Annotated in this window: 17 protein-coding genes and 1 pseudogene; 8 read left to right on the plus strand and 10 right to left on the minus strand. The window is 63.0% G+C overall.

The annotated features are described in order from the left end of the window. Both iolC and iolD read right to left on the minus strand, forming a co-directional pair. The gene (gene iolC, locus ACP146_RS18460; RefSeq protein ID WP_422368221.1) at positions 1–1074 is read right to left on the minus strand and encodes a 5-dehydro-2-deoxygluconokinase; all 1074 of its coding nucleotides are present in this window, start codon (positions 1072–1074) and stop codon (positions 1–3) included. Continuing rightward, a complete protein-coding gene (iolD, locus tag ACP146_RS18465; RefSeq protein WP_422368222.1) occupies positions 1007–2881 on the minus strand; it encodes a 3D-(3,5/4)-trihydroxycyclohexane-1,2-dione acylhydrolase (decyclizing) in 1875 nt (624 codons plus the stop codon). Before iolD ends, iolC begins: the two co-directional genes overlap by 68 nt. Positions 2882–3050: 169 nt before the next feature. Here iolD and ACP146_RS18470 point away from each other — a divergent pair, with 169 nt between their 5' ends. From ACP146_RS18470 to ACP146_RS18480, 3 genes are read left to right on the plus strand one after another with little or no spacing between them, the layout of a single operon-like run. After that, a complete protein-coding gene (locus ACP146_RS18470; protein WP_422368223.1) occupies positions 3051–4166 on the plus strand; it encodes a Gfo/Idh/MocA family protein in 1116 nt (371 codons plus the stop codon). A 39-nt stretch (positions 4167–4205) separates the two neighbouring features. Beyond that, a complete protein-coding gene (locus ACP146_RS18475) occupies positions 4206–5102 on the plus strand; it encodes a TIM barrel protein (protein WP_422368224.1) in 897 nt (298 codons plus the stop codon). 15 nt (positions 5103–5117) lie between these two features. After that, a complete protein-coding gene (locus ACP146_RS18480) occupies positions 5118–6263 on the plus strand; it encodes a Gfo/Idh/MocA family protein (RefSeq protein ID WP_422368225.1) in 1146 nt (381 codons plus the stop codon). Here ACP146_RS18480 and ACP146_RS18485 read toward each other — a convergent pair. After that, on the minus strand, positions 6260–7291 hold the full coding sequence (locus tag ACP146_RS18485; protein ID WP_422368226.1) for a LacI family DNA-binding transcriptional regulator: 1032 nt from the start codon (positions 7289–7291) through the stop codon (positions 6260–6262). The genes ACP146_RS18480 and ACP146_RS18485 overlap by 4 nt on opposite strands. Positions 7292–7559: 268 nt before the next feature. Between ACP146_RS18485 and ACP146_RS18490 the strand changes: the two genes are divergently transcribed. Further along, positions 7560–8510 (plus strand): sugar ABC transporter substrate-binding protein, encoded by a 951-nt coding sequence (locus tag ACP146_RS18490; protein ID WP_422368227.1) that lies wholly within the window; start codon positions 7560–7562, stop codon positions 8508–8510. Positions 8511–8590: 80 nt separating this feature from the next. Here the strand turns inward: ACP146_RS18490 and ACP146_RS18495 are convergent, their stop codons facing one another. From ACP146_RS18495 to ACP146_RS18505, 3 genes are read right to left on the minus strand one after another with little or no spacing between them, the layout of a single operon-like run. After that, complete coding sequence (locus ACP146_RS18495) at positions 8591–9625, minus strand: zinc-dependent alcohol dehydrogenase (protein ID WP_422368228.1); 1035 nt, start codon at positions 9623–9625, stop codon at positions 8591–8593. Continuing rightward, positions 9622–10020, minus strand: a complete 399-nt coding sequence (locus tag ACP146_RS18500; RefSeq protein WP_422368229.1) for a DUF7079 family protein — start codon at positions 10018–10020, stop codon at positions 9622–9624. Before ACP146_RS18500 ends, ACP146_RS18495 begins: the two co-directional genes overlap by 4 nt. 3 nt (positions 10021–10023) lie before the next feature. Next, entirely contained in the window at positions 10024–11523 is a 1500-nt protein-coding gene (locus ACP146_RS18505; RefSeq protein WP_422368230.1) for a xylulokinase, read from the minus strand. A 156-nt stretch (positions 11524–11679) separates the two neighbouring features. Between ACP146_RS18505 and ACP146_RS18510 the strand changes: the two genes are divergently transcribed. Beyond that, positions 11680–12636: a hypothetical protein gene (locus tag ACP146_RS18510; RefSeq protein ID WP_422368231.1), complete on the plus strand. Its 957-nt coding sequence runs from the start codon at positions 11680–11682 to the stop codon at positions 12634–12636. Between the two features lie 12 nt (positions 12637–12648). On the opposite strand, the gene ACP146_RS18515 is transcribed toward ACP146_RS18510, so the two are convergent. Together ACP146_RS18515 and ACP146_RS18520 are read right to left on the minus strand one after the other, a co-directional pair. Continuing rightward, complete coding sequence (locus ACP146_RS18515) at positions 12649–14964, minus strand: CHASE2 domain-containing protein (protein WP_422368232.1); 2316 nt, start codon at positions 14962–14964, stop codon at positions 12649–12651. A gap of 51 nt (positions 14965–15015) precedes the next feature. Beyond that, positions 15016–20214, minus strand: coding sequence for an Ig-like domain-containing protein (locus ACP146_RS18520; RefSeq protein ID WP_422368233.1), 5199 nt, complete (start codon positions 20212–20214; stop codon positions 15016–15018). A 724-nt stretch (positions 20215–20938) separates the two neighbouring features. Between ACP146_RS18520 and ACP146_RS18525 the strand changes: the two genes are divergently transcribed. The 3 genes from ACP146_RS18525 to ACP146_RS18535 are packed head-to-tail and all read left to right on the plus strand — an operon-like array spanning position 20939 to position 23547. Next, positions 20939–21961, plus strand: coding sequence for an ABC transporter substrate-binding protein (locus ACP146_RS18525; RefSeq protein ID WP_422368234.1), 1023 nt, complete (start codon positions 20939–20941; stop codon positions 21959–21961). A 39-nt stretch (positions 21962–22000) separates the two neighbouring features. Then, positions 22001–22789, plus strand: coding sequence for an ABC transporter ATP-binding protein (locus tag ACP146_RS18530; protein ID WP_422368235.1), 789 nt, complete (start codon positions 22001–22003; stop codon positions 22787–22789). Then, on the plus strand, positions 22786–23547 hold the full coding sequence (locus ACP146_RS18535; protein ID WP_422368236.1) for an ABC transporter permease: 762 nt from the start codon (positions 22786–22788) through the stop codon (positions 23545–23547). Before ACP146_RS18530 ends, ACP146_RS18535 begins: the two co-directional genes overlap by 4 nt. A 189-nt stretch (positions 23548–23736) precedes the next feature. Here ACP146_RS18535 and ACP146_RS18540 read toward each other — a convergent pair. Together ACP146_RS18540 and ACP146_RS18545 are read right to left on the minus strand one after the other, a co-directional pair. Continuing rightward, positions 23737–24216 (minus strand): annotated as a pseudogene (locus tag ACP146_RS18540) (endonuclease III domain-containing protein); the annotation flags it as partial. A 103-nt stretch (positions 24217–24319) separates the two neighbouring features. Further along, positions 24320–24580, minus strand: coding sequence for a YdcH family protein (locus ACP146_RS18545; protein WP_422368237.1), 261 nt, complete (start codon positions 24578–24580; stop codon positions 24320–24322). Positions 24581–24689 lie beyond the last annotated feature (109 nt).

The raw sequence follows: 24689 nt of genomic DNA on the forward strand, positions 1-24689 counted from the left end.
TCAAGTCCTCGTCGGGTTTGAGGTCATCTGCTGCGATGACAGGAAAGTGGTGAGTTCGGCACTGTCCGGCATGGCTGAAGCGCAGCCGCGGCGGGAGACAACCATGGCGGCGGCGGCGGAACCGCAGCGGACGGCCTCTTCCAGCGTTTCACGCTTCAAAAGGGCTGCCATCAGCCCGCCCATGAATGCATCGCCGGCGCCATAGGGCTTCAAGGCCGTCACCGGGAAAACACCGCTGTCGATCCGCCAGCCGGCACCGAGAACCGTTGCGCCGCTGCCGCCACGTTTCACGATGGCAAGGCGGCCATCGGTCTCCGTCAGACTTGCCGCGGCCGCCTCGCCGTTGCCATCGGCGGAGAAAACCGAAAACTCCTCGCTGTTGCCGACGATGAGGTCGCACAGCCCGGCGGCCCGGTCGTAGACCGCAGCCGTTTCTTCCCGGGACGACCAGGCATAGGCGCGATAGTCCAGGTCAAAGACCGTCACGGTCCCCGCAGCCCGCGCCGCCGCCAGAAGAACCATCGTCGCAGCGCGCGAGGGATCGGCCACCAGGGCAGTGCCGGTAATGATAAGCACGCCGGCCTCGGCCACGGCGGCCACGAGCGCGTCATCCGCTGTTAGCTGCAGATCGGCGGCGTTGTTCCGGTAGATGGTAACCTCACAGTCCGCCGCCCGGACTTCGGCCAGAGCCAGACTGGTGCGCGGATCGCCGGAAACCGTCTGCAGAAAGCGGGTATCGACACCGAAGCTCTCCAGCCGGCTGCTTACGAAGCGACCGACCGGATCATCCGACACGGCAGAGAGCAGACCTACCGACACCCCCTGGCGTGCCAGAGCAACCGCTATGTTGCCGGCTGAACCTCCGAGATCGCTGGTGAAGCCGGCCGCCTCGGCGATTTTGCCGCCGTCTTCCAGCGGATAAAGATCCAGGCCGGCGCGCCCCAGGGCCAGCGCACCGAAAGGGCGGTCCCGCTTCAGACGGTCTATGGCAAGGGTCTGCGCCAATTCAGACACCACGCCGCTGGTGCCGGCGGCCTTCGTCCCATTTGCGGGCTGCTGCGCGAACCCCTTCACGCTTAGAGACTTCAGGAATACCGACCTCCCACCAGGCATCCCCTTCGGTCCAGACGTACCTGTCGACCTTGACGGTGATGACATAGGTGCCGGCCGCCGCCTTCGCGCGTTCCAGGGCCGCGTCCAGTTCGCTGATCGAGGACACCGCCTCGGCCGCCGCGCCCATCGCCCGGGCATGGCCGGCGAAGTCGACGTTCACGAAGCTGTCGATGCGGCAGTCCTCCAGCAGGTTGTTGAAGGATTCGTTGCCGCTGTTGTTCTGCAGCTTGTTGATCACGGCAAAACCCTGGTTGTCGCAGATGATCACGATCATTTTGTGCCCGGTCAGAACCGAGGAGTAGATATCGGAATTCATGATCAGGTAGGACCCGTCGCCGACCAGCACGTAGGTGTTGCCGGGCTCGCCGGCATCCGCCTTGGCCATGGCTGCGCCCCAGCCGCCGGCCACTTCATAGCCCATGCAGGAAAACCCGAACTCGATGTCGACCGAGGCGATGCCCTTGGCTTTCCAGTTGGTGTTGAGTTCCGCCGGCATGCCGCCGGCGGCGGTCAGAACCCGATCCTCCGGCCCGCTTGTCCGGTTCACCGCACCGATGACCTGAGCGTAAGACGGAAGGCTGTTGGTGGCCCCGGAGGACTCTTCTGCCGTGCGTTCGTCCAGCGCTGTGTTCCATTGCCCGTAGAGCTTCTGCGCCTTTGCCGCCCAGTTTGCCGGCGCCGTCCAATCACCAAGCCGGGAATCGATCTCGGCAAGCGCCACCTTGGCATCGCCGATCACCGCCTGGGCGCGGTGCTTCGCCGCATCGAAGCGGGCGGTGTTTACCGAAACCAGGCGCATCTCGGGGTTCTGAAAGGCCGACCAGGAGGCCGTCACGAAGTCCTGCAGCCGGGTGCCGAGCGCCAGCACAAGGTCCGTCTCTCTGGCCAGGGCATTGGCCGACTGCGACCCGGTCGGGCCGATCGGCCCGGCATTCATCGGATGGTCGTGGGGCAGCAGGGCCCGGCCCGCCAGGGTTTCGACCACCGGAACGCCGTGCCGCTCGGCGAAGGCCGCCAGATCTGCGGAAGCGCCGGAATAGTGCAAACCCCCGCCGGCGATGATCAGCGGCCGGTGGGCGGCTGCAATCATCCGGGCCGCGCCGGTCAGATCATCGCTGTCCGGCCTTGGACGGCGGATACGATGAACCTGGGGCTCGAAGAAGACAGCCGGATAGTCATAGGCCCTGGCCTGGGTATCCTGCGGCAGGCCCAGAAAGGCAGGACCACAGTCGGCCGGATCGAGTAGGGTTTCGACCATCTGCGGCAAGGACTGCAGCAGTTGTTCCGGTGCCGTAATGCGATCCCAATAGCGGGTCACGGCGCGGAAGGCGTCGTTAACCGATATCGCGGGATTGTGGAAGTGTTCGACCTGTTGCAGCACCGGGTCCGGCAGGCGGCTGGTGAAGGTGTCCCCGGAGAGGATCAGCAACGGCAGACGGTTGGCATGGGCCAAGGCCGCCGCCGTCACCATGTTGGTCGCACCCGGCCCCGCCGAAGAGGTGGCGACACAGATCTGCCGGCGCAGCCGCGCCTTGGCATAGGCCACCCCGGCGAGCGCCATGGACTGTTCGTTCTGCCCGCGCCAGGTCGGCAGGCTGTCGCGCTGCTCGTAAAGGGCCTCACCCAGGCAGGTGACGTTGCCGTGACCGAAGATGGCAAAGACGGCGGCAAAAAGCGGCCACTCCTCGCCGTCGATGTCGATGCGCTGGGCGACGAGATAGCGCACCAGCGCCTGGGCCATCGTCAGGGTCTCATCGCCTCTCGCCATCGCCGCGGAACCTCCATCGCATGCAACGATTTCCCCCTCCTTTCCCGGAGGCGGGGTGCCCCTTTCCCGGGGACGGGATGAAGGACCATACTTGACGGGCGATCCTATATATCCGATAGAGGGTTTGCAACCGGTTGCAGTCATAGAACGGTGCAGGAAGCGAGTTGCCATGAAGAGCATCGGCGTCGGGGTCATAGGAACCGGCTACATGGGAAAGGCGCACAGCGTCGCGCTGAAAGCCGTGGGGACCGTCTTCAAGACGGGTCTGCGGCCGGTCTGCGAGATGATCTGCGCCACAACGGCGGCGGGAGCAGCCGAGAAAGCCGCCGCCTACGGCTTCGCGCGCGCCACCGACGACTGGCGGATCTTGGTCGCCGACCCGGCGGTGGAGGCGGTGGTCATCGCCTCACCCCAACGCACCCACCGCGAAATCGCCCTGGCCGCCATCGCCGCGGGAAAGCCGGTGTTCTGTGAAAAGCCGCTGGGCGAGACGCTTGAGGACTCGGAAGTCATGACCGCTGCCGCAGAGGCGGCGGGCATCGTCAACATGGTGGGCTTCAACTACATCCGCACGCCCGCCAGCCAATTGGCGCTGCAGATCATCCAGGCGGGCGAGATCGGCCGCCTGGTCCACATCCGCGCCGAACACACCGAGGACTTTCTGGCCGACCCCGAAACACCAGCCAACTGGCGCACCCGCGAAGCTTCTTCCGGTGCGCTGGGCGACCTCTCGCCGCACATCATCAACGCGGCCCTGCGCCTTGCCGGACCCATCGAATCCCTGGTCGCCGATATCCAGACCGTCCATGCAACGCGGCCCGGGCCAGAGGGACCGGAACCGGTGGCGAATGACGACCAGGGTCACTTTCTCTGCCGCTTTGCGAGCGGCGCCATGGGCTCCCTCAGCTTCAGCCGCGTCGCCAGCGGGCGCAAGATGGGCTACGCCTACGAGATCTACGGCACCAAGGGCGCTCTGCGCTTCGATCAGGAAGATCAGAATGCGCTCTGGCTCTACGAGAACGAGGCAGCGCCGGGGCGCGAAGGCTACCGCAAGATCCTGACCGGACCGGCGCATCCGGACTATGAGGCCTTTTGCCTCGGTCCCGGCCACGGCACGGGATACAACGACCAAATCATTATCGAGGCACGCGACTTTCTGCGGGCTATAGAAACGGGTAAAGCGGTCTGGCCGACTTTTCGCGATGGCTGTGAGGTCAATCGTGTCGTTGCCGCCGCAGCGCTCTCCAACCGAACTCGCGGCTGGGTGACGGTCAGCCAAGTGTAAGCCTGAACACAACTTTCAGTCATCAACAAGGAACTCACCATGCCTCTTTCGATCGGCAATGCTCCCTGCTCCTGGGGTGTCGAATTTGCAGACGATCCGCGGAACCCGGGCTGGCAAGAGGTTCTCGACGAGGCCGCAGCGGCAGGCTACGGCGGCCTGGAACTCGGCCCCATCGGCTATATGCCGGAAGACCCGGCGGTGCTGGGCAAGAGCCTGGCCGAGCGCCGGCTGTCGCTGATCGGCGGGGTGATCTTCCGCCCCTTCCACGATCCGCAGAAGTGGAATGAAGTTCAGGGCGCCAGCCGGCGGACCTGCGAAGCCTTGAAGGCCCATGGGGCGAAACACCTGGTACTGATCGATTCCATCGCCGCCAGCCGGGCCCCGACGGCAGGGCGTCCGCACGAAGCCGAACGCATGAACGACGCCGAGTGGCGCGGCTTTATCGAGCGCATCCACAGTATCGCCCGCATGGGCACGGAGGACTACGGCTTGACCGTCGCCCTGCATGCCCATGCCGCAGGTTTCATGGAGTTCGAAGACGAACTGGAGCGCGCCCTGGCGGAAATCGATGCGGCGCTGTTGTCGGTCTGCCTCGACACCGGGCATTGCCTCTATGCCGGCTTCGATCCGGTCGCCTTTTACCGCCGCCACGCCGCCCGGGTGAGCTATATCCATTTCAAGGACGTCGATCCCAGGGTGAAGGCCCAGGTGGTTGAAGAGCGTATCGGCTTCTACGATGCCTGCGCCCGGGGGCTGTTCTGCAATCTGGGCCGGGGCGCCGTCGACTTCGAAGCCATGCGCGATGCTCTGGCGGAGAACGGCTTCGACGGCTGGGCGACGGTGGAGCAGGACTGCGATCCCGCCGGCAACACCAAACCGCTGGAAGATGCCAGGGCGAACCTGGACTACCTGCGCAGCATCGGCCTTGCCGCCTGAACCTTGGAGAAGTCCATGAACAAGCTTACCTGGGGCATGATCGGCGGCGGCGAGGGCAGCCAGATCGGGGGCGCCCATCGCGTCGCGGCGGGGCTCGACGGCGCCTTCAGCTTCAGCGCCGGCGCCTTGGACATCGACGCGGCGAAAGGGCGGGACTTCGCCATCCGTCTCGGCGCCGCAGCAGATCGCGCTTACGGCGACTGGCGGGAGATGCTGGAGGGTGAATCGAACCGGCCCGACCCCGTCGACCTGATCACCGTCGCAACCCCGAACAACACCCACTTCGAGATTACCAAAGCCTTCCTGCAGGCCGGATTCAACGTGCTCTGCGAAAAGCCCATGACGACAACCGTCGCCGAGGCCGAGGAGATCGTCGCCGTCGCACGCCAGGCCGGGCGCCTCTGCGCCGTCAACTACGGCTACTCCGGCTATCCCCTGGTGCGCCAGATGCGGGCCATGATCGCGAAAGGCGAGCTCGGCGCCGTCAGACTGGTGGTCGCGGAATTCGCCCACGGGTTTCACGCCGATGCCGCCGATGCCGACAATCCGCGCGTCCGTTGGCGCTATGACCCGGCCCAGGCCGGCGTTTCTTCGGTAGTGGCCGACTGCGGCAGCCACGCCCTCCACATGGCCTGCTTCGTCACCGGCCAGACGGTCACGAAACTCTCCGCCGACTTCGCATCCTGCCTTGAGGGCCGCGCCCTGGAAGACGACGCCCTGATCGCCTTTCGCATGCACGGCGGCACCGTCGGGCGGCTCTGGACCAGCGCCGTTGCCATCGGCCGCATGCACGGCCTGACCCTGCAAGTCTTCGGCGAGAAAGGCGGCCTGCGCTGGGCGCAGGAACAGCCGAACCAGTTGATCTGGACGCCATTGAATGAATCCAGCCGGATCCTGGAGCGCGGCGCCGCGGGCCTGTCACCGGCAGCACAGAGCGCCTCGCGCCTTGCCATCGGCCATACCGAGGGAATGTTTGCCGCCTTCGCCAACCTCTACGCCGATCTCGCCGAGGCCATTCGGGCCCAAAAGGAAGGCAGGAGCATGGCGGCGGATGCGTTTGCCTGTCCAACGGCGGAGGACGGCCTTCACAGTGTTGCAGCCATTCACGCCGCCGCCGCCTCGGCCAAGTCCGGAGGGGCCTGGGTCGAGCTAGAGGGCTAGAGCGAGCGCAGCGTCTTGCGTACCACGGCCTGACAGGGGAAGAGGCGCGCCTCGGCGCTGCGGCCCGGCTCTTCGACCAGCCGAACCACAAGTTCCACCGCGGAGATGATGATATCGCGGATCGGCTGGCGGATCGTCGTCAGCTCGTAAGCCGTCCAATCCGCCATGGCAATATCGTTGAAGCCGATCAGGCCGATCTCCTCGGGCACCGTCACACCCCGTTCGCGGCAGATGTCGCGCGCGCCCATGCAGAGAATATCATCGCCGCAAAAAACCGCTTCAACCGGCCCCTGGTCGAGCAGCGCCGCCATTTCCTTACGCCCGGCGGCGTAACTGTAAGTCTCGGCAAAGCGGGTTTGCGCAATGCCGATTCCCGCCAAGCCCAGCCGCCGCTCGAACCCGGCCAGCCGATCCTCCGTCGAGGTCGCCTTGCGCGGGCCGCCCAGGAAAGCGACCGAGCGGTGGTTCCGCTCAATAAGAAGCTCCGCCGCCAACTCGCCGCCGTGGACATTGTCCACGCCCACCACATTCACCTTGAAAGGCGCCGCCGGTTTGCCGAAGGCATGCACCACCGGCAGGCGGGTTTCGGCCAAAACCTTGGAGAACTGTGGCGGCAGCGTCGACGAGGCGACGATGAGCCCATCGACGCTGTACTGCATCAACATCTCGAGCGAGGCTTCGGCCTGGTCGAGATCTGACTGGTTCACCAGCAACGGCCTCAAACCGCGCTCCTGCAGACCGGCGGTGAAAAGATCGAAGACCTCCATGAAGGCCGGATTCTGGAAGTTGTTGGAGAGCAGACCGATCAGCGCCGTGCGCTTGGTCGTCAGACTGCGCGCCAGAAAATTGGGACGGTAGCCCAGATCGCGGGCTGCCTTTTCAACCTTCTTGCGGGTCCGGGGCGAGACACTGGCCCCCTCGGTGAAGGTACGCGATACGGCAGAGCGCGACACCCCCGCCGCCTCTGCGACCTCTTTCAAAGTCACCTTGGCGTCGCCCTGACCGCTGCGATCCCCGCTTCGCTCCAAACCCCGATTTCCCTCTTCGCTGGCCCTGCCGAATCCCCGCAGCGGCGCCGTTGTTTACCTATCTTCGGCGATACCGCAGGTGCCGACAACTCTGTGCCTCAGCACCCTATATTGCAACCGGTTGCATTTTCCTCATCCCCGGTCTAGTCTCCATTAGACTCAGGTCATATGCCTGAAAAGACCATGAAAGCGCCCAGACCGACCTTGTGGGGAAACCCGCAAAGAGAAAACCTCTTCGGAAACCCAGGGCGCGCAGAGGGAGGATGGAATGAAGTCATTGATGAGGGCCGTCTTCGCGGCCGTCGCGCTGGTCGGCGCAATCGCCACCGGCACCCCGGGTGCCTTGTCCGCCGCCGAAATCAAGATCATCGCCGTTGTCCACGGCCAGGCCTCCGATCCCTGGTGGTCGGTGGTGAAGAACGGGATTTCCGAGGCGGCAGAGGCCAACGGCGTGACCGTCGAATATCGTGCCCCTGAGACTTTTGACATGGTCGCCATGGCGCAGTTGATCGACGCGGCCGTCAATCAGGAGCCCGATGGGATCATGGTATCGATTCCCGATGCCGATGCCCTTGGCCCGTCGATCGAAAAAGCCGTCGCCGCCGGTATCCCGGTAATCTCCATGAACTCTGGCTCTGACGTCTACGAAAAGCTGGGCGCCCTGCTGCATGTCGGCCAGGAGGAATATGCCGCCGGCCTCGCTGCCGGAAAGGCCCTGAAGGCCGCCGGAGGAACCAAGGGCCTCTGCATCAACCACGAAGTCGGCAACGTGGCCCTGGACACACGTTGTCAGGGTTTTGCCGACGGTTTTGAAGGCGCCATCGTGGTCCTGCCGACCACCAACGATCCCTCGGAGATCAAAGCAAAGATAAAGGCCTCTCTGGAATCCGATGCGGATCTCGACACCGCCCTGGGGCTGAGCGCCTCTCTGGCCGGTGAGCAGATCGTCGCGGCGGTGGCGGAACTCGGCCGGGCCGGCGAAATCAAGATCGGCTCCTTCGATCTTTCCGGCGGTTATCTGGAATCGGTGCGCGACGGTGAAGCGCTCTTCGCCATCGATCAGCAGCCGTACCTGCAGGGCTTCCTGCCGGTGCAGCTTCTCGCCCTCAATGCCAGATATGGCGTTATGCCCGCCACGGCCATCGGCTCCGGCCCGAACCTGATCACCAAGGACAAAGCCGCCCAGGTTATCGATCTGGCTTCCAAGGGTATCCGCTAAAACCCCTGGTGCACTTCGGGTGGTGCAACCGCGTTTGCACCACCCGTCTCTTTCCATCTCTTCGAAACCATAACGCGCCGCTAAGCCGGGCGAATCAGGATCTTGCCCCGCTCTTCGCCTTCGGCGACTCCCAGGATGGAGCGTTCAAGGTCGTCAAGTCCCCTGACATCAGCCACCAGCCGATCGAAGGCAATGTCCCCTGCCTCGACGGCCTGGGACAGCAGATCAATCGTCTCGCAGAATTCCTCGCGCGGATAGACGCGGCTGCCGACAAAGCTCAATTCCTTCATGATGCCGAAGGTGACGTTGTAGCGGGCAAACCGCTCTGACGGAAACCCGAGCGAGACGATGCGGGCACGCGGCGCCGCCGCCTCCACAGCCATGGCGATCCCGGCATCGACGCCGGAGGTCTCGATAATCACATCGTAACCCTCACCGCTGCTGCGCGCTGCGAGATCGGCAAGGCAGGAAGATGCGAGAGGATCGAAGGCGTTGACGCCGTGGCTTTCGGCAAAGTCTCGCCGGGCGGCCAGGGGCTCGGAGACCGCGACGTCGGCAGCACCGAGGCGCCGCGCCACCATCGCGGCAAAGAGCCCGATCGGACCGCCGCCGATCACCAGTACCCGCTCTCCGGGGCTGAGCGCCGCCCGCCGGCAGGCGTGATAACCCACGGCAAAAGGCTCGGCCAGCGCTGCCACCTCATCCGGCAGATCGTCCGGCAGGGGAATCAGGCGTTCCGCCGGAACGCCGACGTACTCGGCAAAGGCGCCATCGCGATTGACGCCGATGACCACGAGGTTCGCACAGACGTGGGGCACCCCCCTCCTACAGGCAACGCAGGTACCGCAGGAGACCAGGGGGTGAACGGCAACCCTTTGTCCCACCGCCAGCGTCTCCGTTCCACCGTCAGGCAATCCGGCGATGGTACCCATGAACTCATGGCCTGGAATCACCGGCGTCTTGGCGATCGGTATATCGCCGTTGAAGATGTGGTAGTCGGACCCGCAGACCCCGGTCAATCCGACCCGGACCAGCGCTTCTCCCGCAGCGGGTTCGGGATCACCGACCTGGCGCACGGCGATGCTCTTCCATCGCTCAAGAACCGCTGCTTTCATATCGATCCGTCCTTTGTTTCCGGCCCGGCGGCCCTGATCTCATCGATCAAGGCCCTAACCGCCAACCATTCGTCCGAGAGAGATCGTTTCATGGGATGGTATCGCCAAGGCAGCCGCCAACGGCCGCTGTAAGTCTTCAGAATCTGCTCCTGTACAAAACCCTCATCCCAGCCGGCCCATTCGCCGGCCACCGAGTAGAGATTCATCGAAAATGCCGGCCAGACCTCATTGAACATAATGCGATCCAGATCGGGACCTGAATAGGGGGAGGATGCACAAATCCGCGCGATGCTGCGAAGACCGATCTCTCCAGGTTCATTATCCAGATACAGATCACTGCAAGCCACCCATACCGGCAGCCGGTTTTCGATATCGTCTCTCGGGTGAGAAAGCATCGTCTATCCGTCAAGTCCGTCGAGGCGGTCGTAGAGCCTGCCGGACTCTTCACAAATCGCATCGAAGACCGGCGCCATGCGGTCATAGCGGTCACGCCATGCCGGATCGGGTTGAACTTCCCGGTCATAGCGAACCATCCGGGTAACGGCAGCCTTCAAGTCCGGTGCGTCGCCGGAGGCCACGGCCATCATGCAGGCGGCCCCCACGACGCCGCATTCAAGCTCTGCCGGAATCAGATAGGGGGCATCGAACATGCTGGCTTTGATGGCAACCCAGAGGTCTGACTTGGCGCCGCCGCCGGCAGCAACGAACCGCTCCGGCGCATCCCCCAGGCCCTGCAGACCCGACAGCTCGCGGCGCATGGAGAAGGCGACACCTTCGAGAACGGCGCGGTGCAGCTCCGGCAAGCCGTGCGCCGCCGTGAGCCCAAAAAATTGCGCGCGGGCGTTGGCGGCCTCCCCGAAACGCTGACCGGAGAGATAGGGCAGGAAAAAGAGCGACCTGGCGCCGCAGTCCGCTTTCTCCGCCGCCGCGGTCAAGGCGGCATAACTCAGCTGGTTGTCGTGAAAGGCGCGGCGCGCCCAACGCACAGCATCCCCGCCGGCGTCGAGCAGCGTAAAGCTTCCCCAGTTTCCCTCAACCGTTGCGACGTTGGAGACAGCCTGGTCGATAACCGGCGCGTCATGTATCACCGTCACGATGGCAGAGGTTCCGGTGACGTCGGATGCCCAGCCCGGCTGGGTGAGGCCGGAGCCCAGCAGCGCAACCGGATAGTCTCCCCCGCCGACCAGAACCGGGGTGCCAGGCGACAGGCCGATTTCTGCCGGGGCATCTTCTTTCAGGCTGCCGAGGAGGTCCCAGGGCGCGCGAATGTCCGGCAGCAGATCGCGGCGCAGGCCGGTGGCCCGGAACAATTCCGCCGACCAATCGCGGCTGCCGACATCCATCAGAAAACTCATGGAAGCCTCGGTCCAGTCCCAGGCCCGCTCTCCCGTCAGGCAGAAGCCGATATAGTCCTTGGGCATCAGCAAGGTGGCGGCCCTGTCGTAGGCCTGCGGGTCGTTGTCCGCGATCCAGCGCAGCTTGAAGGCAGGCCAGGCCGGCGCGGCGAGATTTGCCGTGGCCGTCAGGTAGCTTTCGGGGGGATGGGCCGCAGCAAAGTCGGCGACCTGGGGCGCCGTACGCTTGTCGTTCCACAGCAGCGCCGTTTCACGGGTCAATGCCCCGTCTGCATCGATCAAGACCGAACCGTGCATCTGACCGCAGGCGCAGATCGCCGCAACCCGGCCTGCTGCGCCTTCCACCTTGGCAGCCACACTGCGGATGGTCGCCTTGACCCCTGACCACCAGTCCGCCGGACGCTGCTCCGACCAGCCGTATTGCGGCACGATCTGTTCGTGCTCCTGAAGGCTGAAGGCCAGCATCTTGCCGTCGCGGTCAACCAGGGCCGAACGGATGCCGCCGGTCCCCACGTCAATCGCCAGATAGAGATCCCGCGGCATTTAGATCACTCCCGCCCTGCATAGGATCTTGTGAATGCGATCATTCCTCATCGGTCAAGAATCGTCCTGAGCTCTCTTTGAAGCTTCGAATATAGCCTCTCGGCATCGTAGAGTATCGGCTGAGAAAACGAATGCCAGCAAGTTGAGGAACGCGGTGTGATTTTTGAAGCGGCCGGCCGGCCAACACTCCACTTCATCGGCGTGACGACGGGGCGGAGCTCGATCATGCGGGTGTTTCCGGCCTGGGCCGACTATCTTGGGCTGAAAGACGCCCAAATCAGCGGCATGGACTTCGCCCCCCATTCCGCCGCCGAGCGCTACCGCGAAGCGGTGGACTTCATCAAAAACGATCCGCTCTCACTGGGCGCGCTGGTCACAACGCACAAGCTCGATCTCTTTGCGGCCTGCCGTGATCGCTTCGACGACATTGACCCGTTTGCGGCGCTCCTCGGCGAAACCTCCTGCCTGTCCAAGAAAGGAGATCGCCTCGTCTGCCACGCCAAGGACCCGATTTCCTCAGGCCTTGCCATCGATGGCTTCCTCGCAGCGGGCCACTTTGCAGACAGCAAGGCGGCGCTCTTCGCCATGGGCGCCGGCGGATCGACCATCGCCATTTCCTGGCACCTGCTGCAAAAAACACGGGGGCCCGACCGGCCGTCACGCATCGTCATCTCCGACCCCTCCGCCGCAAGGCTGGATCACGTCCGGGAAATCCACCGGCAAATGGCTCCCGACATCCCGATAGACTACGTCGAAGTCGCTACAGTTGCAGACAATGATGCGGTCCTTACAGGCCTTCCGGCGCGATCCCTGGTGATCAACGCCACCGGCCTCGGCAAGGACGCGCCGGGTTCGCCCCTCGGCAGCGCGGCGTGCTTCCCCGAGGCGGCCGTGGTCTGGGAGCTCAACTACCGTGGCGACCTGGTTTTTCTGGAACAGGCCCGCGCTCAGGCGGCCGGCGCGGGCCTGCAGGTCGAAGACGGCTGGACCTACTTCCTGCACGGCTGGACCCAGGTTATCGCCGAGGTCTTCGACATCCAGGTACCGACGTCAGGCGAGGGCTTTCAGGCCATCGGCCGCATCGCCGCCGAGGCCGCAAAGGCGGCAAGCTGATTCTCTCAGGCGCTACTTGGTCTCCGCAGTGTAGACACCGTCCCAATCCGGTCCCGGGGGCGCCTGGCGAAAGGCCGCGGCGCGGGCGCGGTAGAGCCCGGCAAGAACCGCCAAGTCCAGGTGCGGCAGCTCTTGGGTGGACAGCACGTCAGCAGCCCGGATCACACCCTCCCAATCCTGCGCGCGGTAGGCCGAGAGCATTGCGGCTATCTCACCGATTGTTTGGCGTATCGGCTCTTCCGCGGTGAGGCCGCGCTCACCCAGCAGCGCAAAAATCCGCTGCGGCTCGCGCTTGCCTTTGACCCGGATCATGTCGAGCGGTACCACCGCACCGCCATCTTCCAGGATCGCCGCCGTCGACTCGCCGAGGATGATATCCGCGCCGTAGGTCTTGCATTGACCTTCAAGGCGCGAAGCGAGATTGACCGCATCGCCAAGCACCGAATAGTCGAAACGCTGTTCGGAGCCCATGTTTCCCACGACGCAGATCCCGGTATTGATGCCGATGCCGACCCTCATCGGGATCGCCTCTTTCCCCGCCTCTGCGGCCTCTCGCTCCAGCGTCCGGTTCAGGCGTTCGAGAGCCTCCAGCATCGCGAGGGCCGCTTTGCAGGCGTTGGCAACGTGCTCGACATCAGGCAGGGGGGCATTCCAGAAGGCCATGATGGCATCGCCCATGTACTTGTCGATAGTGCCGTTGTTGTCCATGACCTCGGCAGTCAATGGCGTCAACAGCCGGTTCATCAGGCGGGTGAGTTCCTGTGGTCTGTCCTGCAGGTGTTCCGAGATAGAGGTGAAGCCGCGAACGTCGCTGAAGAGGACTGTCATCTCCCGGCTTTCACCGCCCAGCACCAGACGGTCGGGCTCGTTGGCCAGTTGGTCAACCAGGGTGGGCGACAGGTACTGCCGGAAGGCGCTGCGCACCCGCTGGCGGCGCCCCTCCTCTCGCAGGTAGTTGGTGAAGACCAGCAGGGTAAAGACCGCGAAGGACCCGATCAGCGGATAGGCGACGTCGATCAGAAGCCCTTCGCTGGTGAAGAAGAACCATGAGGCCATCGACAGAGCCGCCGCAGCGACGGCGCCGAACAACATGGTAGGGATCGCACCGAATACCGGCACCAGTGCAATCATGGTCAGCGCCACAACCGCCAGCACCATAAGTTCCGCCCCCAGGGCATAGTTCGGACGCAGTAGAAGCTGGCCGGAAAGGATCATCTCGAGGACCTGGGCGTGCACCTCGACGCCGGGCACCCGGTCCTGCAGCGGTGTTGCCTTGATATCGAACAGGCCCGCCGCCGAGGTGCCGATCAGCACCAGCTTTCCGGCCAGACGCTCCGGCGGCACCGCGCCGTTCAACAGATCCTTGGCCGAAACATAGAGATTGGGGCGGGACAGACTGTAGTGGACCCAGATGCGCCCATGCCGGTCCGTCGGCACCTCGACGCCACCAACCACAAAGGAACGGACGCCCGCCTCATCGGTCTTGATGGCAAAAGCGTTGCCGCCGGTCGCCTGCCGCAAGAGTTCGATGCTGAGGCTCGGCAGGATCCGGTCTTCCGCCACCACGAAGGCCGGCACCCGACGCACGATCCCGTCCCGCCCCGGCACCAGATTGAAGACCGCCCGGCCGGGAGCGGCCGCATCCAGGACGGGCGTGTTGCGCACCAGGCCCGGAAACCGGAAGAGGTAGGGCTTGGGGTCCCCGCCGATGACCGCCAGGGGAACACTGGGCTTGGGAGCTTCCGATTCCGAAGGACGGTCCGCACTGCCCAAGCGGCGATGATAGCCGGACTGGCCAAGAACCAGACGGTTTTGCCGCAGTTCGCGCGCCAGAATCTCGTCGTTGCTCGGCAGGCTCCGCAGGGCCGTTGCGACTTCCGGCTCCAAACCCTCAAGGGTCTCGGCATAGAGCCCCGGCGAGGTCCGGTCCGGCTCGGCGAAAACCACATCGAAAGCAATAGCAACCGCGCCGGCCTCCCGCAGCCGCGCGACCATCCGGGCCACGTCATTGCGCGGCCAGGGCCATTGACCGACGGCGGCCAGGCTTTCCTCGTCGATGTCGATGATCACCGCCGGCTCCATCTGAGGCACACGCGGTTGGGCGATCTGATAAAGATCGAAGATCTTGACGCGCAGGATTTCCAGCGGCGCCGGGTCCCAAACCCTGAGCGCCAGGAGCGGCAGCAGCAGAGACAACCCCAGCACACGGCTGAACCCGAAACGGCGCAACAGCGCCCGCAGGCGCCGATTGCCGAACAAACCGAAGAGCTTCGACAGCAACACGGCGAAGGGACGCCTGTTCGCCGCCGGCAGGGCTTCCCCAGTCACTTCAGGCTCTCTCCCCTTTCCTTCCGCGCTGCCCGCATCAGGGCATCGCCCTCAGGATACCATAGGCGTGATATCGTCGGCGCCGATATCTGCCGCGGCAACGCCCTGCACGACGGCGAGAATGGCACCGCTGGACTGCAGGGCGATCACGGCATCACCCGTATCGGTTTCCGTAATCGAGAGATCCTCGGCGGCCAGACCATCGGCAAGGGCGAGACTGTCGATACCACTGTCGAAGTCCTGAATCACGTCCGCCAGATCGAGGCTTTCGGCGGCATCCGCCGCCCGCAGAACAAAAAGATCCGCGCCACCGCCCCCGAAGAGACTGTCGCTGCCGGCCCCGCCGTCGAGTGTGTCATCACCCTCTCCCCCCTGCAGGACATTATCGCCATCGCCCCCCAGTAACACCTGGCCAGTCAACGGGTCTCCCGCATCATCAAGGGCGTCGTTATCCTGAATTGCGGTCGTGGCGAAGCTGCTGAACTGACCAGACTGAAAAACGGTAATAGTTACCGATCCTGTAGCAAAACCACCGTTGCCGTCCGAGAGCGTGTATTCGAATGTATCCTCTTCGGTTGGATTGTCTGAATTGAGTTCGAACTGCCCGTTTTCATCATAGACGAAAGTGCCATTCTCGCCCATCGTCAGCAATGCACCCGACGGCAAAACAATCGCCACGCCAACGACAAAGGGTTCTCCATTTATCTGGGTGACAGTCAGATTTTCCAAATCGCCGTCGTCGATATCGTCGACAGGAATTTCGTTGTTTGGACTCAGGATATCTCCCTCGACCGTGCTACCGACGGACACGCTGAGAAAAGCCTGGCCGCCTTCCGGGGGGTCATTCACGCCGTTGACGATAACCGTCGCGGTCGCCGTCGCCGTATCCCCGTTGCCGTTGGAGATGGTGTAGGTAAAACTGTCCATCGTGCTCTGGCCGACGCCCAGATTCTCGAAAGCGCCGTTCGGGTTGTAGGTGAAGGTACCGTCTTCGTCGAGCAGAAGCTGCGCGCCGGACGGCAACGCGAATTCGTCATCAAAGAACGCTTGTTGACCATTTATCTCGGTTAATACCAAGTTGGCGGCATCGGGATCTTCATCCGGCCCATTGCCGTTGTCACCAAAGAGATCCCCTTCAAAGCTGGACTCCTCATCGGTGGTGAAGCCGTCGTCCTGGGCGACCAGTGGGTCGTTCACGCCAGTAAGGCTGATTCTCACCTCTGCGGTACTCGTGCCGCCATTGCCATCGGCGATAGTGTAGGAGAAACTGTCATTTCCGCTCTCGCCACCGCCCAGGCTGTCGAAGGCCGTGCCGGGGTCATAGCTGAAGGTCCCGTTCTCGTTCATCAACAGCAGCGCGCCGGATGCGAGAGTCACCGGGCTCCCGACGTTGGCAGGAACGCCGTTCACCTCGATGACCGTCAGAACATCATTGTCGTCTGCGTCGGAGTCGCCGCCGTAGACGGAATCGAAATCATCGATCGCATTGCCGGCCAGCGTGTCGTTCTCGCCGATGAAGTAAAGATTGTCGAAGGCGAAGGGGTCGTCGTTCTCGCCCACTATGGTGACGGTTACCGTTGCCGTGTCGGTGCCGCCGTTACCGTCGGAAATCGTGTAGGTGAAGCTGTCCTCGGCAGCCTCACCAGCACCCAAGCCCAGAAACTGCTCGTTGGTCTCGTAGTCGAAAGTTCCGTCCTCATTGAGGATCAGAACAGCACCGGAACTCAGTCCGATCTGGCTACCCGGTTCACCGAGCTCGCTTTCGCCATCTATGGCGATAATCGTCAGGTCGTCACCCTCGGCATCGCTGTCCGGCCCGTTGCCGTTGTCGGCCAAAAGATCGAGAGTCAAGCGACCGTTTTCGCCGACGATCGTGAAGGCGTCGTTCTCAGCGACCGGCGCATCATTGACCGGCGTGAAATCGATCGCCGCCGCGGCCGGCGCCGTCGGCAGATCGCCGTCGCTCACCGAGACGTTATAGCTTGGCGCCGATTCGCCGCCATCATGGATGAAGACGATCTCTCCCTCGGCGATCTGCTGCTGGGTGAAGCTGGTGATGGGTCCCTCGACATCGGCCGCCAGCGCAAAACGCCCGCCGACAACACTGCTGACGGTGAACGTCAGGCTCGCATCGTCATCATCGATGTCCCCCGCACTGAGGTTCTGGCTGCCGAGCACCACGATGTCGCCCTCGGCAAGGCTCAGGCTGTTGTTTCCCAACAGCGGGCCGTCGTTCACCGGGGTGAAGTCGATCTCCGCCGCCACCGGATCGGTTGCAAGATCGCCATCGCTTACCGAGACGTCATAGCTCGGGGCCGCTTCACCACCGTTATGGATGAAGACGATCTCTCCCTCGGCGATCTGTTGCTGGGTGAAGCTGTCGACGGTTTCTTCTATATTGTCCGTCAGCGCAAAGCGCCCGCCGGTAACGTCGCTGACGGTGAAAACCAGTTCACCATTCTCGTTGTCGACATCATCAGCGCTAAAGTTCGCACCGCTCAAGACAATGGTCTCGCCTTCGGAAAGGCTTAGGCTATTGTTGAGCAGCTCCGGCGCATCGTTCAGGCCGGTCAGGTTTATGGTGACCGTTGCCGTATCTGCCCCGCCATTGCCGTCATCGATAGTGTAGGTGAAGCTGTCGCTGCCGCTCTCACCACCGCCCAGACTGTCGAAGGCCGTGCCGGGGTTGTAGCTGAAGGTGCCGTTGGCGTTAAGCAGCAGCAGCGCGCCTGATGCCAGCGTCACCTGGCTACCGACATTGGCCGGAACGCCGTTTACTTCGGTAACCGTCAGAACATCATTGTCATCCGGATCGGAGTCCCCGCCGTAAATCGAATCGACATCCTCTATCACATTACCGGTAAGCGGGTCATTCTCCCCGATGAAATAGAGGTTGTCCTCGGCAAGAGGATCGTCGTTCTCGCCCACTATGGTAATGGTGACTGTTGCCGTGTCGGTGCCGCCGTTGCCGTCGGAAATCGTGTAGGTGAAGCTGTCCTGTGCCGTTTCACCGGCCCCAAGCCCCAGAAACTGCTCGTTGGTCTCGTAATCGAAGGTGCCATCTTCATTGACGATCAGCAACGCACCAGAGTCCAGTTCGATCTGGTTGCCCTGGTCCCCGCCGCCGCCGAAGGCTTCGCCGTTGACTTCAATCACTGAAAGGCTGTCACCCTCGGCATCGCTGTCCGGCCCGTTGCCGTTGTCCGCCAGAAGGTCGAGGGTCAGGCTGCCGTTCTCACCGATAATCGTGAAGGCATCATCCTCCGCAACCGGCGCATCATTCACCGGCGTGAAGCCCGCCGTCACCGCTTCCGTCGGGCTGGAATTTGTGCCGTCACTGACCGAGACGCTGTAGCGCGGCGGGTTTTCGCTACCATCATGCACAAATTCGACTTCGCCGTTGTCGATCTGTTGTTGGGTGAATGAAGTCACAGCCGCTTGCTGAACTGCAAGCGATGCAAAGCCGGAAATCGGGCCTGGAGGGGGGAGGGCCATCAGTTGGAATTGTCCCCCGGTTACATTGCTGACAGTGAAAATCAGGTCAGCGTCATTCGTATCGGCATCGCTGGCGCTGAAGTTGGCATTGGTCAGTACCACCGTTTCACCCTCGGTCACGGTGAAGCTGCTGTTGAGCAGAATCGGCACAAGGTCGTCGACCGGATCCACCGCAATGGGCACCACCGTCGGTCCTGAGACACCGCCGTTAGGATCAGCAACCGTGACCGTGAAAGACCCCTGGGTCGTCTCGCTGTCGTCATGAGCAAAAAACACGAGACCGTTGTCGATATCCGCCTGAGTGAAACTGAACACGACCTGAACACCGTCACCGACCGCCAAAACCACGAGGCCGTTGGACACGGCGGTCACCGTATAGAAAAGCAGCGCCGGATCGCTGGTTTCGGCATCGCTGGCGCTCAAGGCCGCCGGGCCGATCTGCACCACGGCACCTTCCGGCGCCGCAGTACCCGGCGCTGAGATGGTCGGCGCCGAGTTCGTCGGCGAGTCGTCATCGCCGCCGCCCGGTGTTCCCAATCCTGGGGGTTCGGTGTTGCCGTCGGAGGGGCTCGGCGCCGGGCTGGAGGTCTCGATACCGGTATCGCCGCCGGGGCCCGTCGGGCCGCCGCCGGAGCCCGGCGGCGTAAGGCCGCCGGCGAAACTGCTGCCTTCGCCCAGCGGCTGCTGGGGCGCTGGACCCGCAGCGGTCTCGATCGGCGGCTCGTTCAGCAGGGCGTCGATCTGTTCCGGGGTCAGGCCCGCTTCCTGCAGCGCCTGAAGCTGATCGACCTCCCCCTCCTGTTCCTCGGTCGGGTCCGTCGGTTCGTCTTCCTGATCCTGACCCAGGCTGCGCTGAATCTCGACCGCCCGATTCAAAGCACGGCCGAAGGCGTTGAAGATCGCTTCACCGGAAACCACCGTCGGCACACCGGGATCGACGTTGGCACTTCGGATGTCGAGAAAGTGGTTCGACAGCGTAAACAGGGCATCACCGGCCGCATTGCTGAAGACGAAGCTGCCGAGTTCGCCGGTCTCCGGATTGATAAGGTTGGCGATGCGGGTCGCTCCGCCGAGAGCGGAAACCTGCACGCCCACGGTGGTGCCGCGGATACCGATGGTGCCGACCGGGGTTTCAACATCCATGCCGCCGTTCGGCGCCACCTTTCCGGTGACGAAGACGAAAGTCCCCTGGATCAGGGAAACCCCCATGGAGTTACTGGTGCTGCCCGGGCTGTAGATCAGCTCGTCAATGAGCATCCGCGAACCGGCGGAAAGCGAGAAGATGGTGTCGTCGATGAAAAGGATGCCGAGGTCCGACCCGACACCGGTGGAGACCACATCACCCTGGAAGATCGGGTCGCCTTCCCTGAGGTCGTCGCGGCTGCCGTCGGCACGCTGGACCCGGGCGATGCCGTCCAGACTGCTGACCGCGCCGATCGGCTGGCCCAATTGAACGTTGCCGGCCTGGGCAAAGGCTGTCGGCAGTTCCGGCACCGCCAGCCCCTCAATGGCCTCCGGCGTCAGTCTTGCGCCTTCGGCCGTCTCAAGCGGCGGCGGCATCTCCTGGAGAAAGTAATCGCGAAGCAAAATCTCTTCGCCATCGGGACTCCGCAAAAGCAGATCGTCGCCGAGCCGCAAATAGTCTGCGTCGAAAAGGATCTCTGCGTTAAGGACGATACCGGATTGATCAGAGACCTCAATAACGCTGAGGTTGCTGTCCGTAACGTCATGATTCGAACCGGCCGCCTTAGTCATAAGGCACTCCCCGAAAAAGGAAAATTCTCCGGGGCGGCAGATTCAGTCCGACTTCACAGGACTACAAAATTTAATAAATTCAATAAGGTGCTCTCCCAGACCCCTGCCGCAAACTATCAGTTGGCAAGCTGAAACGGGAGTCAAAAAAGGGGGAGTGGGGGTGATAATCTGGCAATTATGTATGAGTCTCCTGAGGCCCGCCGCATCGCAGCTTTTTCTAACGCCAATCCGGAATACACGTTTTAGTAGAGCAATAGCGTTAAGCTGATCATTGCTGAAACCATGAGCTGCATGGGCAGCGGCAAATCCGTCGGAATTGATCGGATCCCGCCGTTTTCCTCGCCAAAACAACTAGGCAGCAAGCGACGTTGCAGAGGCCATCAATTCACGCGGTGGTGGTGGCAAGATGGAGGATCAAAAAGTCGTGAGTCGAGAGGCCGCCCCTTTTGCCCGCTACCGTCCGGCGCAGCGCGGCCGCGGATCGCAGCCGCGTATCAATCGTCTCGACGTCGCGGATCGGCGGCAGTAGGCTCAGAGAAAGCTCTGCGCAGGGAAAGAAGATCGGGTTTTGATCATCCCGCGCGCAGGCTGCCTAAAATGTGGACGCTGTCCGTGGAACCTTGCAGCGCAACCACAAGCCCAGCGGCACCTGCACAATGGCATGGGAATTGCCTCTCACCGCTTCTGCAGGTTCGCTCGATAAAAACGGGGAGATATCAAAGGCATGTTCAACGTCAAAACCTTGCGCTGCGCCACCCTGGCGGTGGTTTTCTCATTGGCCGGCGGTCAGGCTTGGGCCGAGACCGACATCAAGTTCACCCTGGACTGGAAGTTCCAGGGTCCGACAGCCGCCTTCCTGGTCGCCGCCGACAAAGGCTTTTATGCCGAAGAAGGCCTGGATGTTTCCATCGACAGCGGTAACGGTTCGGCCGGCGCGGTCACCCGGGTCGCGGGCGGCGCCTATCAGATGGGATTCGCCGACATCAACGCGCTGGTGGACTTCAACGTCCAGAACCCCGGCCAGTCGGTGAAAGCGGTGATGATGGCCTATGACGCTCCGCCCTTCTCACTCTTCACCTTGAAGAAGAACAACATCGAAAAGGCTGAGGACCTGGTCGGCCGCAAGTTGGGGGCACCGGTCTTCGATGCCTCCTACAAGCTCTTCCCGGCCTTCGCCCACGAGACCGGGATCGACGAAGGGGCGGTGGAACGGGTCAACATGGACCCGGCCCTGCGCGAGACCATGCTGGTCCAGGGGCAGGTCGACTTCATCTCCGGCCATTATTTCTCCTCCATGCTTGATCTGAAGTCGAAGGGTGTGGCGGAGGAAGACATCCAGTTCTTTCTCTATGCCGACTACGGCATGGACTTCTACGGCAATGCGGTGATCGCCTCGGGCGACTTCATCAAGGAGCACCCGGAGGCCGTCGCCGGTTTCATCCGTGCCACGGTGCGGGGCTGGAAGGACATCATCGCCGATCCCGAAGGTGCTATCGACATCGTCGCCAAAAGCGATCCGCTGATCGACAAGGGCTTGGAACTGGAGCGGCTTCAGCTTGCCCTCGACGTGAATGTGCTGACCGATCACGTGAAGGCTAACGGCATCGGGGACGTCGACGAGGCGCGGCTGCGCAGTGCGATTGCCCAGTTGGCGATTGCCTATGACCTGAAGTCGACGCCTGAGCCGGAAGCCGTCTGGACGTCGGAATTTCTGCCGCCGGCGGAAAGCCGGATGCTGAAGCGCTGATCCTGCCGCAAATCCCAACAAGAGATCGCTGATACAGTTGTGACAAGCTTTGTTGAGCTCGACCGGGTCACCATGACCTATGGTGGCCCGGGCAAGGGCACGCCGGCCGTGGCCGAGGCATCACTGAAGATCGACTCTGGCGAATTCGTCGCCATGGTCGGTCCTTCAGGCTGCGGCAAGTCCTCCATCCTGAAGATCGTCTCCGGCCTGATGCCGGTCGATTCCGGCACCGCCCGGGTCGAGGGGGAAACCGTTTCCGGCCCCCTCACCATGGTCGGCATGGCGTTTCAGAACGCTACCCTGCTGCCCTGGCGCACGACGCTGGAAAACGTGCTGCTACCCCTGGAGGTTAGCAAGACTCACCGCGGCAGCTTCCGCCGCAAGAAGGCCGAACACATTGCCGCCGCCCACGATCTGCTGAAAATTGTGGGGCTTGAAGGCTATGAAGACCACGCACCGCATGAACTTTCCGGCGGCATGCAGCAACGGGCATCGCTCTGCCGCGCCCTCATCCATGCACCTGATCTGCTGCTGCTCGATGAACCCTTCGCCGCTCTGGATGCCTTCACCCGCGAAGAGCTTTGGGGCGTGCTGCAGGAACTCTGGATGAAGAAGAGGTTCACCGTCATCCTGGTCACCCACGACCTGAGGGAGGCGGTGTATCTCGCCGACCGTGTCTATGTGGTGAGCAAGCGGCCCGGCCGCATCGTCTACGAACGGCCGATCGGCCTCGCCCGGCCGCGGACCTTGGACTCCACCTTCAATCAGGACTTTGTCGATCTCGTCCACGGCCTGCGCGATCATATCGGCGAGGTGCGCGCGGCATGATCTCCCCCCTGAAACTCGCACCCTGGATCGCCACCATCGGACTCTTCGTCGTCTGGGAACTGGCCTGCCGGCTGTTTGCGATCCCCGAATTCATTCTCCCCGCGCCCAGCCAGGCCATCGCCGCCCTGATTCAATACTGGCCGGCGATCTGGCAGAACGCTTTCTATACTTTCTGGGTGACCCTGGTCGGATTCGGGCTGGCCGTGGTCTTCGGTCTGGCCCTGGGCCTCGTCACCGGCGCCTCGGCCCTGGTCTACGCGGCCGTCTATCCGATGCTGGTCGGCTTCAACTCCATCCCCAAGGTCGCCATCGTGCCGGTTCTGGTGGTCTGGTTCGGTATCGGCACCATCCCGGCAATCCTGACCGCCTTCACCATCTCCTTCTTTCCGATCGTGGTGAATGTCGCGACCGGCCTCGCGACCCTGGAGCCGGAGTTGCGGGACGTGCTGCGCTCGCTCGGCGCCCGCAAGATCGACATTCTGCTAAAGGTCGGCCTGCCCCGTTCCATGCCGTACTTCTTTGCCTCATTGAAGGTCGCGGTAACCCTGGCCTTTGTCGGCACCGTCATCTCCGAAACCGTCGCCGGCAATGCCGGCATGGGGCACCTGATGCTGACGGCCTCGTCCAGCTTCCGCGTGCCTCTGGTCTTCGCCGGCCTGCTGGTCATTGCTATCATGGGAGTCGGCATGTACGCGATCTTTGCCGTGATCGAGCGCCGATTTGTTGGTTGGGCCTTCCGAGGTGCCGAGGCGGCATAAACTGCAAAGCGGACAGATATCGCAAAGCCGCACCGCATGGCGGCAGGTCTTCTGGCCCAACCGCTTCATGCGCTGGTGATGGTCATCGAAATCAGCGGCACTCCAAGCCGGCGGCAGGTACGGCACGATCCGGTCGTAAACCTCAGGCGTCGTGGCCCGCTTGCCGGCCAGGCCGATGCGCCGCAGCACCCGCAGATGATGGGTGTCGATCACCAGGGCCTTCATTCTGAGAGTGCTGAAATTCAGGGTCGCCGCCGCGGTCTTTCGGCCGACCCCGGGCAGCCGCTCAAGCCAGGCCAGAGCTTCCTCGACAGGCCAGCATCCAAGAAAGTCGAGGGAGAGGTTGCCACGTAGCGTTGTGATCTTATGCAGAGCCGCTTTCAACCGCCGTGCCTTCACCTCGGCGAAGGTCACGGCATGGATCATCTCATGGATCTCAGGCGCGGGCGCCTCGCGCAGCCGCTCCCAGGTTCGGTAGCGCTGTTTCAGAGCGACCGTGGCGCGCAGTGAAACCGTACTCCGGGTCCGGCCACCGACCAGACCCAGCACCAACTGGCTGACAGGATCCGGATGCAGCCAGGGGCCGGGCGGATCGAACTGCCGGCGCAGCCGTCTGTCGATCTCCGCGAGTCTCTTCTGCCGGTCGTCGAGCCGTAGCGCAAGTTGCATTGCACGATATATATCGCGCAATTCTAGGAACAAAACAAGAACAATGAGTCAACCAGAACTGGGAAGGCAGAGGCGGCTGCCGCGCCAGCAGCAGCCGCGAAACTCAGATGGCCTGCAGGATCCGGCTCTCCTCGCGCGTGGTGCGCATTGCCTCCAGCAAACGCTGAATGCCTTCCAGCTCGTCCTTGACCGAAAGCTTGCGGCGCTTGAGCCGGCGCAAAACGGCGGTATCCGGGAGGGGCCGTTTCATCTCCGCCTCCAGCTTCTCTTCCAGACTGCGATGCGTCATGAGAAGCGCGCGAAACCGGCTGGCAACACCAGATCCGGGATAGGTTTTCCGCCGTTTAATGGAACCTTGGGGCATTATCGCTTGTCTCCTTTTCCGCTGGCCAATTCGGCTCTCTGCAGAAGGGAGATGGGGATCGTCCAACAGTCAATCCAATCGCCGATCAGCGCCCTGCTGATAGAGATCA

Source organism: Pelagibius sp., assembly GCF_965249265.1.
Classification (GTDB): Bacteria; Pseudomonadota; Alphaproteobacteria; order Kiloniellales; family Kiloniellaceae; genus Pelagibius.

Excerpts from the sequence above, each read along its gene's own strand:
- iolD (WP_422368222.1), bottom strand. The coding sequence starts at position 2,881 with ATGGCGAGAGGCGATGAGACCCTGACGATGGCCCAGGCGCTGGTGCGC.
- ACP146_RS18470 (WP_422368223.1), top strand. The coding sequence starts at position 3,051 with ATGAAGAGCATCGGCGTCGGGGTCATAGGAACCGGCTACATGGGAAAG.
- ACP146_RS18475 (WP_422368224.1), top strand. The coding sequence starts at position 4,206 with ATGCCTCTTTCGATCGGCAATGCTCCCTGCTCCTGGGGTGTCGAATTT.
- ACP146_RS18480 (WP_422368225.1), top strand. The coding sequence starts at position 5,118 with ATGAACAAGCTTACCTGGGGCATGATCGGCGGCGGCGAGGGCAGCCAG.
- ACP146_RS18490 (WP_422368227.1), top strand. The coding sequence starts at position 7,560 with ATGAAGTCATTGATGAGGGCCGTCTTCGCGGCCGTCGCGCTGGTCGGC.
- ACP146_RS18495 (WP_422368228.1), bottom strand. The coding sequence starts at position 9,625 with ATGAAAGCAGCGGTTCTTGAGCGATGGAAGAGCATCGCCGTGCGCCAG.
- ACP146_RS18500 (WP_422368229.1), bottom strand. The coding sequence starts at position 10,020 with ATGCTTTCTCACCCGAGAGACGATATCGAAAACCGGCTGCCGGTATGG.
- ACP146_RS18505 (WP_422368230.1), bottom strand. The coding sequence starts at position 11,523 with ATGCCGCGGGATCTCTATCTGGCGATTGACGTGGGGACCGGCGGCATC.
- ACP146_RS18520 (WP_422368233.1), bottom strand. The coding sequence starts at position 20,214 with ATGACTAAGGCGGCCGGTTCGAATCATGACGTTACGGACAGCAACCTC.
- ACP146_RS18525 (WP_422368234.1), top strand. The coding sequence starts at position 20,939 with ATGTTCAACGTCAAAACCTTGCGCTGCGCCACCCTGGCGGTGGTTTTC.
- ACP146_RS18535 (WP_422368236.1), top strand. The coding sequence starts at position 22,786 with ATGATCTCCCCCCTGAAACTCGCACCCTGGATCGCCACCATCGGACTC.
- ACP146_RS18545 (WP_422368237.1), bottom strand. The coding sequence starts at position 24,580 with ATGCCCCAAGGTTCCATTAAACGGCGGAAAACCTATCCCGGATCTGGT.